Genomic DNA, 14,878 nt, shown 5'->3' on the forward strand with positions numbered 1-14,878 from the left:
TCGCAAGCCGACGAAGGCCCCATCCGCACAAGGTGCTCCGGAATGACCCGATTGACCTCTCTGAACCCTTGGCTGGCGGCCGTTGCAGTCGCCCTCTGCGTGCAGTTTCCAGCGCAGGCCCAGGAACGCTTCACCGTCAGCATTCCCGGTGTTTCGGATAACCGATTGTTCACCTCGGCAGCGGCCAGCGACGCCAGCGGCTGCGGCGGCAAGAACCAGTCTCCGGCCCTCAGCTGGAACGCCGGCCCACCTGGCACCTTGAGCTACGCCATCGTCATGCACGACCCGGACGGTCAGAAAGGCCTGGGCGTCGATCACTGGATTCACTACGGCATCAAAGCCACAACCCGCCAGATTCCGGCCGGCGTGGGTGCCAAATCCGCGCTCGAAGGTGTGGGCGGCAACAACAGCAAAGGCACCACCGGCTATATCGGTCCTTGCCCGCCCGTCGGCGACAGCTCGCACCACTACATCATCCAGCTCTATGCCCTCGATTTGGCGCCGGACGCGTTGCCTGCCGGCCTGACCCGAGCGCAGCTGATGGAAAAAATCAAAGGTCATGTGCTGCGCAACAGCAGCGTGGTGCGGCGTTATCACCGCTGAAATTTTTTTCAGCAGTGTTAACCCGAACCTGAACGGGGGCTCGTCTCAGAGGATGAATGGATCAATTTCCTCCTGAGGTCAGCCCCCATGTCCCTCCCTCTGCATTTCCTCCGCCCGGCCGCCCAGGGTTTCACCGTCGGGCTGCTGTTGGCCGTTGCCGGTTGCGGCGTTTCCTCTAAACCTGAGTCCGCTGTTGTGTCGCCACCGGCTCAAGGTGCAATGAAGACTGAGGCGCTGGTGCGCAACGAATCCGTGGCGGCGGATGCGTCGATGGCCAAACGCAGCGTTCGTCCGGCCCCCATTGCTGGCTATGCGCCGATGCCGGCGGGTGAGGCCTACCCGCAGGCTTATCGGGATGAGCAGCGCGAGCAATATCAGGTATTGGCGGATAACCCGATTCACAGCGTGGCCGAGACGCCGGTTTCGACCTTCAGCGCCGACGTCGATACCGGCGCTTACGCCAATGTCCGCCGCTTGCTGAACCAGGGACGCCTGCCGCCCGAAGGCGCGGTGCGACTGGAGGAAATGGTCAATTACTTTCCCTACGATTACGCGTTGCCCACCGATGGCTCGCCGTTTGGCGTGACCACCGAACTGGCGCCGTCACCGTGGAATCCGCATACCCGTTTGCTGCGCATCGGCATCAAGGCCTCGGACCGTGCGGTCGCTGAACTGGCCCCGGCGAACCTGGTGTTTCTGGTTGACGTCTCCGGCTCGATGGACCGTCGCGAAGGCCTGCCGCTGGTCAAAAGCACCCTGAAATTGCTGGTCGATCAACTGCGTGAGCAGGATCGCGTTTCGCTGGTGGTTTATGCCGGCGAATCGCGTGTCGTACTGGAGCCCACTTCCGGACGCGAGAAAGCGAAGATTCGTACCGCGATCGACCAATTGACCGCTGGGGGCTCGACGGCGGGGGCCTCGGGCATCGAACTGGCTTATCAGATGGCGCAACAGGCTTTCATCGCCAAAGGCATCAACCGCATCCTTCTGGCCACGGACGGCGACTTCAATGTCGGCATCAGCGACTTCGACAGCCTCAAGCAAATGGCTGTGGATAAACGCAAGACCGGCGTGTCCCTGACCACGTTGGGTTTTGGTGTGGATAACTACAATGAACACCTGATGGAACAACTGGCCGACGCTGGCGATGGCAACTACGCCTACATCGACAACCTGCGCGAGGCGCGTAAGGTGCTGGTGGATCAGCTCGGTTCGACCCTCGCGGTGGTGGCGAAGAACGTGAAGCTGCAAGTGGAGTTCAACCCGGCGCAGGTCAGCGAATACCGGCTGTTGGGGTATGAGAATCGAGCGTTGAAGCGTGAGGATTTCAGCAATGACAAAGTCGATGCCGGAGAAATCGGCGCAGGACACACGGTGACGGCTTTGTACGAAATTGTGCCGAAGGGCGAGAAGGGCTGGCTGGAACCGTTGCGGTACGGCAAGGCTGAGTCGGCGGCTTCCGGTACCACCGGGGAATTGGCGATGCTGCGTGTGCGTTATCAACTGCCGGAAGGTGGGAAAAGTCGCTTGATCGAGCGGCCGATCGCGGGTGATTCGGTCGGCAAGGCCAGTGATGACCTGCGCTTTGCGGCGGCTGTCGCAGCGTTTTCCCAGCAACTCAAGGACGGGCGATATACCGGTGATTTCAGCTTGAAGGACACCGAGGCCTTGGCGCGCGGTGCACGGGGCGAGGACCGATTCGGTCTGCGCGCAGAGTTCGTGCAGTTGGTGGAGTTGGCACAGAGCCTGCGAACCACCACCGCCTCCAACACAGACCCGAATAAAGGAGCTTATAACTGACATGTCCGCGCCTGAACCGAGCGACGAATCGCTGCTGGCCCGGTATCGCGCAGGCGACGGGCCAGCGTTCGAGATCTTGTACGCCCGTCATCGCCATGGCCTCTACCGATTCCTCTTCGGTTTGAGCGGCAAACCCGAACTGGCCGAAGAGGTTTACCAGGACACCTGGCTGAGCCTGATCCGCAGCACCAGTCAGCCACAAGGCCGGGCGAATTTTCGTACGTGGCTCTATCAGATTGCCCGCAACCGATTGATAGACCACTGGCGCAAACATGGCATTCACAACCCCTTGCACGACAGCTATGACGAACAAACCCACGCCGTGATTGATGAGGCGACCGATCCGGAGCAACTGCTGAGCCTGAGCCGCGACGGCCAGCGCCTCGAAGCCGCGTTGCAAAACCTGCCCGCCGACCAGCGCGAAGTCTTCCTGCTCCGCGCCCACGGCGATCTCGACCTGCCGCAGATCGCCCACCTCACCGAAACACCCCTGGAAACCGTCAAGAGTCGCTTGCGCTACGCCCAGCAAAAACTGCGTCGGCTGCTGGCCGAGGAGGTACTGACATGACTGACGCCCGAAAAACACCGGAAGACGATGTGGTGAAGCATTTTCGTGAACATGCGACTGGCGAGCCGCCGGCTCATCTGGATGCATTCATTCTGGCCACCGCACACCGTGAAGCGCCCGCGCCGAAACCGAACCTGTGGCAGCGCTGGGTCCTGGCTTGCCAGAAACCTCGTTGGCAGGTCGCATTCGCCAGTCTCGTTGGTGTGGCACTGATGTTGGCGCTGGTGCAGCGTGCGCCCGAGCAAGTGCCAACGTTCGATTCCACCCCGGCGCCCAAGACTTCGTCTTTTGTGGCTAAGAAAGAAGCTGCAGAAGCACCTGAATCGGTTGCCCGCTCAATGGCGGCCCCGGCCGGCGCGATGTCCGCGCCTGCGCCTGCAGCACCAATGGCCGAGTTGGCTGCGCCCGCGCAGAGTGAATCGATCAGCGCTGACATGGCTGAAGAAGCAAAGGTCAGCAAACGCCCGGCCGCGGCTCCGGCGAAGTTTATCGACGACCAGTTACGTGAAGTGATCCGCCTGCAAAATGCCGGTCAAACCAAAGCGGCTGATGAGCTGATGGCGACCTTGCACAAACGCTTTCCCAAGGAAAACCTCGCCGCCCGACTGAAGAATTTGCAGAAAAACTGAGGCGCAAAGCGGTCGGCCATTTGGCATCGACACCCGAAAGCGCGCACTATCGGCCTATAGCCGATGCGTTGGAGGATGCCGTGGCAAAAAAAATCGACCGCATCGCCCAAATGCTCAACTGCCCGGAAAAGGGCGAGGAATTGCGGCGAGCAGTGACGGAGAGTCGTAAGGAGTTTCTTCTGGCGAAGCAGGCAGAAGAGGCGCTGGAGGAAGACGTCCTTGATGATGAAGAGGTTGAGGACGAAGAGGATGATGAGTACGACGAGTTTGATTGGACGACTGAATGAAAAAACCGCTTAGGCGGTTTTTTGGTTCCCACAAAAAAGCCCCAGACCCTAAGGCCTGAGGCTTTCTCGTTTCTACTATTATGGTGCACCAGGCGGGATTCGAACCCACGACCCCTGCCTTCGGAGGGCAGTACTCTATCCAGCTGAGCTACTGGTGCAAGCGGGCGCCATGATACTCATATGCACTGCGGGCGTCCATGCTGCTGAATCGACTGCGGTTTTCGCAACCGTAACAACCGTTTGCTACGTTGATCAGAAAAATTAGACAAATGCGGCGTTTTCGTTCTTTTTTTCGAACAGGCTATTGTCCTTTACCCCCGTTGATCCTAGGATTCGTTTGAGATTTCAAACGCTCTTGTCTGGGTGCTGAACCGCACGAGTTTCGAACAGTGCGCTATTTATGTGCTTCAGCCCGGTGAATGATTTCCCTGACGGCAGCCTACAAGGCGCCTTTCTACAATCATAATTCGCTCCGCGCTGGCCGCGGTGCTGTTAAGGAAAGCCGACATGCAGCTTAAAGACACCCAGTTGTTCCGCCAGCAAGCCTTTATCGATGGCGCTTGGGTTGATGCGGACAATGGTCTGACGATCAAGGTCAACAACCCGGCAACGGGCGAAATTCTGGGCACTGTGCCGAAAATGGGCGCTGCCGAAACCCGCCGTGCGATCGAAGCCGCTGACAAAGCGCTGCCGGCGTGGCGTGCACTGACCGCCAAGGACCGTGCGAACAAGCTGCGTCGCTGGTTCGAACTGATCATCGAAAACCAGGACGACCTCGCTCGCCTGATGACCCTGGAACAGGGCAAGCCATTGGCCGAAGCCAAAGGCGAAATCGTTTACGCCGCTTCCTTTATCGAGTGGTTCGCCGAAGAAGCCAAGCGCATCTACGGTGACGTGATTCCGGGCCACCAGCCAGACAAGCGCTTGATCGTGATCAAGCAGCCTATCGGCGTGACCGCAGCCATCACCCCGTGGAACTTCCCGGCCGCGATGATCACCCGTAAAGCGGGCCCGGCCCTGGCCGCCGGTTGCACCATGGTGCTCAAGCCTGCTTCGCAAACCCCTTTCTCCGCATTCGCGTTGGCTGAACTGGCCCAGCGTGCCGGCATTCCTGCCGGCGTGTTCAGCGTTGTGACCGGCAGCGCCGGCGACATCGGCAGCGAGCTGACCAGCAACCCGATCGTGCGTAAATTGTCCTTCACTGGCTCGACCGAAATCGGTCGTCAGCTGATGGCTGAATGCGCCAAGGACATCAAGAAAGTGTCCCTGGAACTGGGAGGCAACGCGCCGTTCATCGTGTTCGACGACGCGGACCTGGATAAGGCCGTCGAAGGCGCGATCATTTCCAAGTACCGCAACAACGGCCAGACCTGCGTCTGCGCCAACCGTCTGTACATTCAGGATTCGGTCTACGACGCGTTCGCCGAGAAGCTGAAAGTGGCCGTGGCCAAACTCAAGATCGGCAACGGTCTGGAAGAAGGCACCACCACGGGTCCGCTGATCGACGAAAAAGCCGTGGCCAAGGTTCAAGAGCACATTGCTGACGCGATCAGCAAAGGCGCAACCGTGCTGGCGGGTGGCAAGGTCATGGAAGGCAACTTCTTCGAGCCGACCATTCTGACCAACGTGCCGAAAAACGCTGCCGTGGCCAAGGAAGAAACCTTTGGTCCATTGGCGCCGCTGTTCCGCTTCAAAGACGAAGCCGAAGTGATCGCGATGTCCAACGACACCGAGTTCGGTCTGGCTTCGTACTTCTATGCTCGCGACCTGGGTCGTGTGTTCCGTGTGGCGGAAGCCCTGGAATACGGCATGGTCGGCGTCAACACCGGGTTGATCTCCAACGAAGTCGCGCCGTTCGGCGGCATCAAGGCGTCGGGCCTGGGCCGTGAAGGCTCCAAGTACGGCATCGAAGATTACCTGGAAATCAAATACCTCTGCCTGGGCATCTAAGTTCGGCAGACGGGAATGCAACAAGCGGAAAGGGCACGAGAGCGCTGTCCCTTTCTGCGCTTCAAACGGAATTTTCTCTGTGGCCGGGAAAGCTGTGGCAGTCGATCATCGCATGCTGCCGTAGTTGCCTCCCCGCCGCATTTTCCTTGAACCACGCCGCCCGATGAGCGGTGAATGAGGACTTTATGAGCAAGACTAACGCATCCCTGATGAAACGCCGCGAAGCCGCTGTACCACGCGGTGTTGGCCAGATTCACCCGATCTTCGCCGAGTCCGCGAAGAACGCCACCGTGACCGACGTTGAAGGTCGCGAGTTCATCGACTTCGCCGGCGGTATCGCCGTACTGAACACCGGCCACGTGCACCCGAAAATCATCGCCGCCGTGACCGAGCAGCTGAACAAGCTGACCCACACCTGCTTCCAGGTGCTGGCCTACGAGCCGTACGTAGAAGTGTGCGAAAAAATCAACGCCAAGGTGCCGGGTGATTTCGCCAAGAAGACCCTGCTGGTGACCACCGGTTCCGAAGCGGTAGAAAACGCCGTGAAAATCGCCCGTGCCGCCACTGGCCGTGCCGGCGTGATCGCGTTCACCGGCGCTTACCACGGTCGCACCATGATGACTCTGGGCCTGACCGGTAAAGTCGTGCCGTACTCGGCCGGCATGGGCCTGATGCCAGGCGGCATCTTCCGCGCGCTGTACCCGAACGAACTGCACGGTGTGAGCGTCGACGATTCGATCGCCAGCATCGAACGTATCTTCAAGAACGACGCCGAGCCGCGTGACATCGCTGCAATCATCATCGAGCCGGTTCAGGGCGAAGGCGGTTTCTACGTCGCGCCGAAAGAGTTCATGAAGCGTTTGCGCGCGCTGTGCGACCAGCACGGCATTCTGTTGATTGCTGACGAAGTACAAACTGGCGCTGGCCGTACCGGTACTTTCTTTGCCATGGAACAGATGGGCGTTGCTGCCGACCTGACCACCTTCGCCAAATCCATCGCTGGCGGCTTCCCGTTGGCCGGTGTGTGCGGCAAGGCCGAATACATGGACGCCATTGCTCCAGGCGGCCTGGGCGGCACCTACGCCGGTAGCCCGATCGCTTGCGCCGCGGCCCTGGCCGTGATGGAAGTGTTCGAAGAAGAGCACCTGCTGGATCGCTGCAAGGCAGTCGGCGAGCGTCTGGTGACTGGCCTCAAGGCCATTCAGGCCAAGTACCCGGTGATCGGCGAAGTCCGTGCCCTGGGCGCGATGATCGCGGTCGAGCTGTTTGTCGACGGCGACAGCCACAAGCCGAACGCTGCCGCGGTGGCATCGGTAGTGGCCAAGGCTCGCGACAAGGGTCTGATCCTGCTGTCTTGCGGCACTTACGGCAACGTTCTGCGCGTCCTGGTACCGCTGACTTCGCCGGATGAGCAATTGGACAAAGGTCTGGCGATCATCGAAGAGTGCTTCTCGGAACTCTGATCTAAGATGCTCAGATGAATGTGTGAGCTGACCGACAAAAAACCCGCTTCGGCGGGTTTTTTTGTCCCCGAAACAATTCGCACCATTCCAAATGACCAGCATTGACTAAGGTACAAGCATCGCAAAGGGAGTGTGTAGATGACCGCTGTGGTTTTACCCGCTGTACCCCGTGTGCTGATTGCCGAGGCTGACCCTTGGTCTCGGGACCTGCTCAAGCAAGTGTTGTTGAGTGTGCGTTGCGACGCACGGCTGGATTTGTGTGCCGATGGCCCGCAGGCGCTGGAGCTGTTGGCGGAACATCCTTACGACCTGGTGATCGTGGACTGGGCGTTGCCTGGCATCGATGGCCTGAACGTCTTGCGCAACGTCCGTCAGCGCAAACGCAATCCGCCGCTGCCTTTCATTCTGATGAGCAGTCGCAACGACAGTGCCAGCGTGCGTGAAGCCTTGCCCCTGGCACCCACGGCGTACCTGACCAAACCCCTGAACATGGAAAGCCTGACCCAACGTCTGCAGGATCTGCTGCTGAACGCTGGTGAAGAGGTTTATTGTGAAATGCCGACGTTGGCGGCTGGCATGACCCTTTCGGTGTACCTGGAGCGCCGTCGTGAACTGGCGGAGGGTGCGCCGCTGATGGCCGATGTGCAGGTGGCGGTCAAAGCCAGCCTGAATACCCGTGGACTTGACCTGGTGCGGCTGGAAGAGGAAATCCGCACCGACCCGCACATCACTGCTGTGCTGATCGCGGCGTCTAACAGCGCGGCGCTGCATGTTGGCGATGCGGTCCAGACCTTGTCTCAGGCGCTGCACCGCTTGGGCTCCGCGCAAAGCATGAACCTGATCCTCGGGTTGGCACTCAAGCGAAGTGCCCGGCTCAGCGATCCGTTCCTGGCGGACTATGCCGAGCGTTTTTGGGACTTGTCACTGCACACCGCCGAATACGCTCGCAGGCTGGCGCGCTTGCTGGACCTGGACCAGGAGCGCTGTTATTGCGCGGGCATGTTGCATTGCCTTGGTGACCTTGCGTTGCTCCTGTGTTTGCAGGAATGGAAGCAGGCCGGTGGCGAGCTGGATGAATGGGAGGAGGTGGGCAATGCCTTGGCCGAGTTCGGCGCAGCCTACGGTTCTTCGCTGCGGACGCGCTGGCGGCTGCCGCTGGAGCTGCGAGAGCTGATTGCTGCGGCCTACCAGCTCGGTGGCGGGGTTTACTCCCGCGAAGCGCTGGTGATGAACATGGCCGCGCAACTGGCGCACCTGACCGAGCATGAGGGCGTTGAGGCATTGGCCAAGAGCCGGACTGCGCGGTTGCTCAAGATTGGCTTGCCGGAATTGATGCGCCTGCGCAAAAAATAAACACTACGCATAACCCAGTGGGAGCGGGCCTTTGTGGTGAGGGGATTTATCCCCGTTCGGCTGCGAAGCAGTCGCAGAACGAATGCACTCGGTGTATCTGATACTCCGTATCGCAGGTTTTGGGGCCGCTGCGCGACCCAACGGCGATAAATCCCCTCACCACAAAGGCTCGTCCCCACAGGGGTTTTGGGTTGGATCTGGGTTTTGGGTCAGCCCGAAATGATGCGGTTTTTGCCTTGGCGCTTGGCCTCATACATCGCGGCATCCGCGCGGGCGAACACGCTGTCGAGGGAATCATCCTCCTCCGTCAGGCTGGTCAAACCCTGGCTGACAGTGATGCCGAACGTCTGGTCATCATGGCTGAAGCTCAATTGCTGGATTTGCCGTTGCAGGCGCTCGGCGACTTGCATGGCCATGTCGGGTGCGCATCCCGGGAACACCGCAGCGAATTCCTCGCCACCGATCCTTCCGAACAAATCCCCCCGGCGTAACGCGGCACGACCGCTCTCGGCGATTCGTTGCAGCACGTTGTCGCCGGCTTGATGGCCGTAGGTGTCGTTAACCACTTTGAAGTCATCGATGTCCAGCAGCAGGAACGCCATGGGTGCGCCTTGCTTGCGCGCCAGGGCAAACTCGCGTTGGGCGCATTCGAAGAAGTGTCGGCGATTGCTGCTTTGCGTCAGCACGTCGGTGGTCGCCAGGCGTTGCAGCTCAGCCTCCATTCGTTTCTTTTCGGTGATGTCTTCGGCAATGCCGACGATGATCACCGGTTGGCCCGGCTCGGCCTGGCGATTGATGAAGCACTTGTCGCTGACCCAGCGTACCTGGCCGTTGGCCGCGAGGATGCGGTATTCGCGGTCTTCAACGGCGCCTTTGACCAGCACTTCGGCCAGGCTGCGCTCGGCATAGTCCAGATCATCGGGGTAAATGCAGTCGCGCCACTCGTTGTAGTCGGACAGCAACAGCCCGGCGGAACGGCCAAAAATCCGTTCATAGGCCGGGCTGACGTAGAGCACCTGACGGGTTTCCCAATTGAATGCCCAAAGCACCGCGTTGACGCTCACCAGCAGGGAGCTGAACAGCTGTTCGCGTTCGCTCAGACGTGCGACTTCGCCCTGGGCATGCATGAGTGCCATCAGGGTTTGAGCAGCGTCCGGCCACTGAGGAAGGGATGAGTCTTGTGGGTCTTTATGAACCATCGGGACGAATCTCAAAGGGCGTACGCCGCTCGAGTTTCGAAAGCGGCTACAGCAAAGCCCGCCGGGTGGCGAAGTGTCTTTGAGATAGGGTATTTGGCGTTTGGTTCCCGCCCTTGGTGGCGAGGGAGCTTGCTCCCGCCGGGCGGTATAGGCGACGCGTTCAGTCAGTTGAAACGCGTCGCCGGTTTTGCGGTTGCTTCGCAACCGAACGGGGATAAATCCCCTCACTACAGGCAAGCCCCCTTTCCAGAGGCAAGCTTGTGGCGCCGGGTCAGGCGGCGGCAGGGCGCAGGGAGTAGGTCTTCAACTGGTCGGCGAAGTCGCGCAGGGATTGAATCCCGCTGGCTTCGGCTTCGTGAACCCAATCCTTGATGGCGGCCAACATGTCGTGACCATTTGAGCTGGTCTTGACCCAGATCTGCTGCAAGGCCAGGCGTTTTTCGTAAATTACCTTCAGTGCCTGGCTGTGCTCGAGCATGGTCTGGATGCGCACGTGGTGTTTTTCGTCCAGCAGGCTGGTTTCCCGCGAAAGCAGACGTTTGGCCCGGTGAAACTGGTGACGGACCGAGTGATCGACCTTTTCTAGCTCTTGCTTGACCAGTGGCGCGATCACCAATTTGCGGTACTGGGCCATGATCTGGAAGCGGTTGTTGAGGATCGCCATGGCGGTGTCCATGTCCAGGCTGCCTTTGCCTTCGACGCGGTGGGCGATTGGCGCAACCCGCTGGACCTTGGCCAGACGGAAGAAACTGAAGACCTGAATCCAGGCCCAACCGAGGTCGAATTCCCACTTCTTCACCGACAATTTCGCCGAGTTCGGGTAGGTATGATGGTTGTTATGCAGTTCTTCGCCGCCGATCAGGATGCCCCAAGGCACCAGATTGGTCGCCGCGTCGCGGCATTCGAAATTGCGGTAACCGATGGCATGGCCCAGGCCATTGACCACGCCGGCGGCCCACACCGGAATCCACATCATCTGGATGGCCCAGATGGTGATGCCGATGGTGCCGAACAGCAGCAGGTCAATGACCGCCATGATCCCCACGCCCAGCATCGGGAAGCGGCTATACAGATTGCGCTCGATCCAGTCTTCCGGGCAGTTCTTGCCGTAGATGCGCAGGGTCTCCGGGTTTTCCGCTTCGGCGCGGTACAGCTCGGCACCTTTGCGCAGAACGGTGGACAGGCCCTTGATGACCGGGCTGTGCGGGTCATCGACGGTTTCGCACTTGGCGTGATGCTTGCGGTGGATAGCGGTCCACTCGCGGGTGTTCTGCGCCGTGGTCAGCCACAGCCAGAAGCGGAAGAAATGTTTCAGGCCAGCATTGAGCTCAAGCGAGCGATGGGCTGAATAACGATGCAGATAGACCGTGACGCCAACGATCGTGACGTGGGTCATCAGCAGGGTGACTGCCACCAGTGACCAGGGCGACAAGCCGAGAAAACCTTCGTACCACATAGGCTATAGGGCCCTCGATAAATAAAAAAACAGCCGTTGCATTATCACTAAGCCCACAGATAAAACCAGTCACCCTTTCAGATAAGAGTGGCTGGATGTTTCTTTATCCTATAATCCCAATCATTTTGTAGGGACATGGACGGTCGAATGTCTGCCACATATCGCGATGCCTTACGTGCAGCGCTGCTTTACTTGGTGCTTTCCGCGGTCTGGCTGCAGTTTAGCGGTTACTTATTGAACAGTTTCTTCGATGACTCTGCTGAGTTACTGCGATGGCAACTGATCAACGGTTACGTCTGGGTCGCGTTTAGTGCCGGGCTGATCTTCATCGCCCGAGCGCGATTGCTCCGGTGCCTTGGGATCGGCGCCACATTGCGTGAACGTCATGACGACCGCGAGCGTTTGCGTCAGGCGGCTGCGGTATTCGATTGCACCCGTGAAGGTGTGCTGGTCACCGATAGCAACGGGTTGATCGTCCACGTTAACCGGGCGTTCATGGAAATCACCGGTTACTCGCTTGAGGAAGTGTTGGGTCAGCGGCCAAATCTGTTCAAGTCGGGCCATCACCCAGCGGATTTTTACCAGGCGATGTTCGCGACACTCAATAGCATCGGTGAGTGGAGCGGGGAAATCTGGAACCGCCGCAAAAGCGGTGAGATCTACCCGCAATGGCAGACGATCCGCATCATTCACGACGATCATGGCCAGCTCAGTCACTACGTCGCCGTGTTTTCCGATATCAGCGCAATCAAGAACTCCGAACATGAACTCAAGCATCTGGCGCATCACGACCCGCTGACGGATTTGCCTAACCGCCTACTGTTCACCGACCGTACCGAACAGGCATTGACGTCGGCGCAACTCCACAAGCGTGGCTGTGCATTGCTGATGGTCGATCTGGATCATTTCAAGATGATCAACGACAGCCTCGGACACAGGGTCGGCGACGAACTGCTCAAAGCCGTGGCCGAGCGTTTGCAGGCCTTGCTTGGCCCGGAGATCACGTTGGCGCGACTGGGGGGTGATGAGTTCGCGGTGCTCGCCGAAAGCTGTCCGCAATTGATGCAGGCAGCGGCACTGGCGCAGCGGATCATTGATGGACTCAAAGAGCCGTTCCTGATTGGCGGGCATCAACTGTTCATCAATACCAGCATCGGTATCAGCCTGTTCCCCGGCGATGCCTTGAGCGCTGAACAACTATTGCGTAACGCTGACTCGGCGCTGTTCAAGGCCAAAAGCGCCGGCCGCGATGGCTACGCCCTGTATACCGAAGAGCTGACAGCCCATGCCCAGAACCGGGTCGAGACTGCCGTAGAGCTGCGCCGAGCGCTGGAGCAGCAGGAGCTGCGCGTTTATTACCAGCCGGTTCACGACCTCAGGAGCCGTTGCCTGGTTGGCGTCGAGGCGTTGGTGCGCTGGGAGCATCCGAAGCGCGGGCTGGTGCCGCCAGCAGAATTCATTCCCATCGCCGAACGCACCGGGTTGATCGCAGAAGTCGATAACTGGGTGATGCGCCAGGCTTGTCAGCAAATGTGTTTGTGGCAGCAGGCCGGTGTGGCGTTGTCGTTTGTCGCGGTGAACGTCTCTTCTCGATTGTTCGCTCGCCGTGAGCTCTTTCAGCAAGTGGCGAAAGTGCTGCACGAAACCGGGCTCGATCCAGCGTATCTGGAGCTGGAAGTTACAGAGAGCGCGGTGATGGAAGACCCGGAAGTGGCGTTGGAGCAGATGCATCGACTGCGCGAGCTGGGTGTGCGGCTGGCCATCGATGATTTCGGCACAGGCTATTCGTCGCTGCTGCGGCTCAAGCGGTTGCCGGTGCAGAAGCTCAAGATCGATCAGGGTTTTGTCGCCGGTTTGCCGTGGGATGAGGATGACGTGGCGATCGTGCGAGTGATCATCGCGCTGGCGCAAAGCATGGGGATGCAGGTGCATGCCGAGGGGATCGAGCAGGTCGAGCAGGCCCGCTTCCTGCTCGAACAGGATTGCGATCTGGGGCAGGGCTACTGGTTTGGGCGACCGGTTCCGGCCGAGCAGTTGCAGTGGTCGCACGAGCCGGAAATCCGCTAAACCCACGCCCCATCAAATAATTTTATTTGGTTATATAAACATTCTTAAATAGTCTTTTTAAGAATATCTGCGCGTCTCTACTATTGCTCTCACGCCGCAAGCAGTGCCGCCACTGCCAGGCAACCTCTCAGTTGAAGGAGCAGCACGATGAGCGCATCCCTACGTAGCGTTGACGGTCAAGACGAAGCCACCATCTTGCGTGAGATCCAGAGCGCACTGCGTGATCTGCGTTTTGGCGCTGTGGAAATCACCGTGCACAACGCCCAGGTGGTTCAGATCGAACGCAAAGAGAAATTCCGTTTGCAGAACCCGAGCAACAAACCGAGCTGACAAACCGGCAACCCGCTTCCAGCACACCATAAAAAAAGCCAACACACCAAGAATTCCAGGAGCTTTCACCATGTCGTCGATTCGTCATTTCGCTTTGGCCGCCTTGGCCAGTGCCCTTTTTGCGGGTTCCGCGGTTGCCAAGGATTACGAGTTGCTCAACGTGTCGTATGACCCGACTCGCGAGCTGTACCAGGATTACAACGCTGAGTTCGTCAACTTCTGGAAGAAGGACCACGCTGGCGATAACGTGAAAATCCAGCAATCCCACGGTGGTTCGGGCAAACAAGGTCGGGCCGTGATCGACGGTCTGCGCGCCGACGTGGTGACCCTGGCCCTGGCCGGTGACATCGACGAAATCGCCAAACTCGGCAAGACCCTGCCGGCCGACTGGCAGAAGCGTCTGCCGGAGGCGAGCACGCCTTACACCTCGACCATCGTGTTCCTGGTGCGCAAGGGCAACCCTAAGGGCATCAAGGACTGGGGCGATCTGGTCAAGAATGACGTGTCGGTGATCACCCCGAACCCGAAAACCTCCGGCGGTGCGCGCTGGAACTTCCTCGCGGCCTGGGCCTACGGCCTGAAAGCCAGCGGTGGTGACGAAGCCAAAGCCAAGGAATACGTTCAGACCTTGTTCAAACACGTTCCGGTTCTGGACACCGGCGCTCGCGGTTCGACCATCACCTTCGTCAACAACGGTCAGGGCGACGTGTTGCTGGCCTGGGAAAACGAAGCGTTCCTGGCGCTGAAAGAAGACGGTGGCGCTGACAAGTTCGAAATCGTCGTGCCTTCGCTGTCGATCCTGGCTGAACCGCCAGTGGCTGTGGTCGACAAGAACGCCGAGAAAAAGGGCAATGCCGAGATCGCCGAGGCGTACCTCAAGCACCTGTACAGCCCGGCGGGTCAGGAAATTGCGGCGAAAAACTTCTATCGTCCACGTGACAAGGATGTGGCCGCCAAGTACAGCAAGCAGTTCCCGACCCTGGAGTTGGTGACCATCGACAAGGACTTCGGCGGCTGGAAAAGCGCTCAGCCGAAATTCTTCAATGATGGCGGCGTGTTCGACCAGATCTACCAGGCGCAATAACCTGACTTAAGCCTCACCACGAGCCTTATGCTTGGGCGCGTACTTTGTGGGAGCGGGCTTGCTCGCGAAGGCGGTGTGTCAGACGACGA

General features: G+C 59.3%; 13 protein-coding genes and 1 tRNA gene. 11 read left to right on the top strand and 3 right to left on the bottom strand.

From position 1 onward, the window contains the following. Window positions 1-42: 42 nt before the first annotated feature. From ACA060_RS00795 to ACA060_RS00815, 5 genes are all read left to right on the top strand, one after another. A complete protein-coding gene (locus tag ACA060_RS00795; protein ID WP_497314854.1) occupies window positions 43-603 on the top strand; it encodes a YbhB/YbcL family Raf kinase inhibitor-like protein in 561 nt (186 codons plus the stop codon). Between the two features lie 87 nt (window positions 604-690). Continuing rightward, window positions 691-2,403 carry a vWA domain-containing protein gene (locus ACA060_RS00800; protein WP_497314856.1) on the top strand — a complete coding sequence of 571 codons (1,713 nt, stop codon included), beginning with the start codon at window positions 691-693 and terminating at the stop codon, window positions 2,401-2,403. A gap of 1 nt (window position 2,404) precedes the next feature. Beyond that, window positions 2,405-2,971 (top strand): RNA polymerase sigma factor, encoded by a 567-nt coding sequence (locus ACA060_RS00805; protein ID WP_497314858.1) that lies wholly within the window; start codon window positions 2,405-2,407, stop codon window positions 2,969-2,971. Further along, window positions 2,968-3,600 (top strand): hypothetical protein, encoded by a 633-nt coding sequence (locus tag ACA060_RS00810; protein ID WP_497314860.1) that lies wholly within the window; start codon window positions 2,968-2,970, stop codon window positions 3,598-3,600. The genes ACA060_RS00805 and ACA060_RS00810 overlap by 4 nt, the downstream gene beginning before the upstream one ends. Before the next feature lie 20 nt (window positions 3,601-3,620). Continuing rightward, complete coding sequence (locus ACA060_RS00815; protein ID WP_497314862.1) at window positions 3,621-3,887, top strand: hypothetical protein; 267 nt, start codon at window positions 3,621-3,623, stop codon at window positions 3,885-3,887. Between the two features lie 81 nt (window positions 3,888-3,968). Here the strand turns inward: ACA060_RS00815 and ACA060_RS00820 are convergent. Next, window positions 3,969-4,045 (bottom strand) — tRNA-Arg (locus ACA060_RS00820). 349 nt (window positions 4,046-4,394) lie between these two features. Between ACA060_RS00820 and gabD the strand changes: the two genes are divergently transcribed. From gabD to ACA060_RS00835, 3 genes are all read left to right on the top strand, one after another. Beyond that, window positions 4,395-5,837, top strand: coding sequence for an NADP-dependent succinate-semialdehyde dehydrogenase (gene gabD, locus ACA060_RS00825; protein WP_010464868.1), 1,443 nt, complete (start codon window positions 4,395-4,397; stop codon window positions 5,835-5,837). A gap of 185 nt (window positions 5,838-6,022) precedes the next feature. Beyond that, entirely contained in the window at window positions 6,023-7,300 is a 1,278-nt protein-coding gene (gene gabT, locus ACA060_RS00830) for a 4-aminobutyrate--2-oxoglutarate transaminase (protein ID WP_497314864.1), read from the top strand. A 138-nt stretch (window positions 7,301-7,438) separates the two neighbouring features. Then, complete coding sequence (locus ACA060_RS00835; RefSeq protein ID WP_497314866.1) at window positions 7,439-8,653, top strand: HDOD domain-containing protein; 1,215 nt, start codon at window positions 7,439-7,441, stop codon at window positions 8,651-8,653. A gap of 209 nt (window positions 8,654-8,862) precedes the next feature. On the opposite strand, the gene ACA060_RS00840 is transcribed toward ACA060_RS00835, so the two are convergent. Then, a complete protein-coding gene (locus ACA060_RS00840; protein ID WP_497314868.1) occupies window positions 8,863-9,852 on the bottom strand; it encodes a GGDEF domain-containing protein in 990 nt (329 codons plus the stop codon). 271 nt (window positions 9,853-10,123) lie between these two features. Next, complete coding sequence (gene desA / locus ACA060_RS00845; RefSeq protein WP_497314869.1) at window positions 10,124-11,308, bottom strand: delta-9 fatty acid desaturase DesA; 1,185 nt, start codon at window positions 11,306-11,308, stop codon at window positions 10,124-10,126. 147 nt (window positions 11,309-11,455) lie between these two features. Between desA and dibA the strand changes: the two genes are divergently transcribed. The 3 genes from dibA to ACA060_RS00860 all read left to right on the top strand — a co-directional run bounded on the left by dibA (window position 11,456) and on the right by ACA060_RS00860 (window position 14,789). Beyond that, on the top strand, window positions 11,456-13,375 hold the full coding sequence (dibA, locus tag ACA060_RS00850; RefSeq protein ID WP_497314871.1) for a phosphodiesterase DibA: 1,920 nt from the start codon (window positions 11,456-11,458) through the stop codon (window positions 13,373-13,375). Between the two features lie 147 nt (window positions 13,376-13,522). Further along, window positions 13,523-13,705 (top strand): sulfur starvation response protein OscA, encoded by a 183-nt coding sequence (gene oscA, locus ACA060_RS00855; RefSeq protein WP_007945260.1) that lies wholly within the window; start codon window positions 13,523-13,525, stop codon window positions 13,703-13,705. A 70-nt stretch (window positions 13,706-13,775) separates the two neighbouring features. Further along, on the top strand, window positions 13,776-14,789 hold the full coding sequence (locus ACA060_RS00860) for a sulfate ABC transporter substrate-binding protein (RefSeq protein ID WP_497314873.1): 1,014 nt from the start codon (window positions 13,776-13,778) through the stop codon (window positions 14,787-14,789). Window positions 14,790-14,878 lie beyond the last annotated feature (89 nt).

The sequence above is a fragment of the Pseudomonas sp. LBUM1671 genome, from assembly GCF_059695685.1.

What these genes read in the sequence shown, in the direction of transcription:
- ACA060_RS00795 (WP_497314854.1), top strand. Translation starts at nt 43, where the DNA reads ATGACCCGATTGACCTCTCTGAACCCTTGGCTGGCGGCCGTTGCAGTC.
- ACA060_RS00800 (WP_497314856.1), top strand. Translation starts at nt 691, where the DNA reads ATGTCCCTCCCTCTGCATTTCCTCCGCCCGGCCGCCCAGGGTTTCACC.
- ACA060_RS00805 (WP_497314858.1), top strand. Translation starts at nt 2,405, where the DNA reads ATGTCCGCGCCTGAACCGAGCGACGAATCGCTGCTGGCCCGGTATCGC.
- ACA060_RS00810 (WP_497314860.1), top strand. Translation starts at nt 2,968, where the DNA reads ATGACTGACGCCCGAAAAACACCGGAAGACGATGTGGTGAAGCATTTT.
- gabD (WP_010464868.1), top strand. Translation starts at nt 4,395, where the DNA reads ATGCAGCTTAAAGACACCCAGTTGTTCCGCCAGCAAGCCTTTATCGAT.
- gabT (WP_497314864.1), top strand. Translation starts at nt 6,023, where the DNA reads ATGAGCAAGACTAACGCATCCCTGATGAAACGCCGCGAAGCCGCTGTA.
- ACA060_RS00835 (WP_497314866.1), top strand. Translation starts at nt 7,439, where the DNA reads ATGACCGCTGTGGTTTTACCCGCTGTACCCCGTGTGCTGATTGCCGAG.
- ACA060_RS00840 (WP_497314868.1), bottom strand. Translation starts at nt 9,852, where the DNA reads ATGGTTCATAAAGACCCACAAGACTCATCCCTTCCTCAGTGGCCGGAC.
- desA (WP_497314869.1), bottom strand. Translation starts at nt 11,308, where the DNA reads ATGTGGTACGAAGGTTTTCTCGGCTTGTCGCCCTGGTCACTGGTGGCA.
- dibA (WP_497314871.1), top strand. Translation starts at nt 11,456, where the DNA reads ATGTCTGCCACATATCGCGATGCCTTACGTGCAGCGCTGCTTTACTTG.
- oscA (WP_007945260.1), top strand. Translation starts at nt 13,523, where the DNA reads ATGAGCGCATCCCTACGTAGCGTTGACGGTCAAGACGAAGCCACCATC.
- ACA060_RS00860 (WP_497314873.1), top strand. Translation starts at nt 13,776, where the DNA reads ATGTCGTCGATTCGTCATTTCGCTTTGGCCGCCTTGGCCAGTGCCCTT.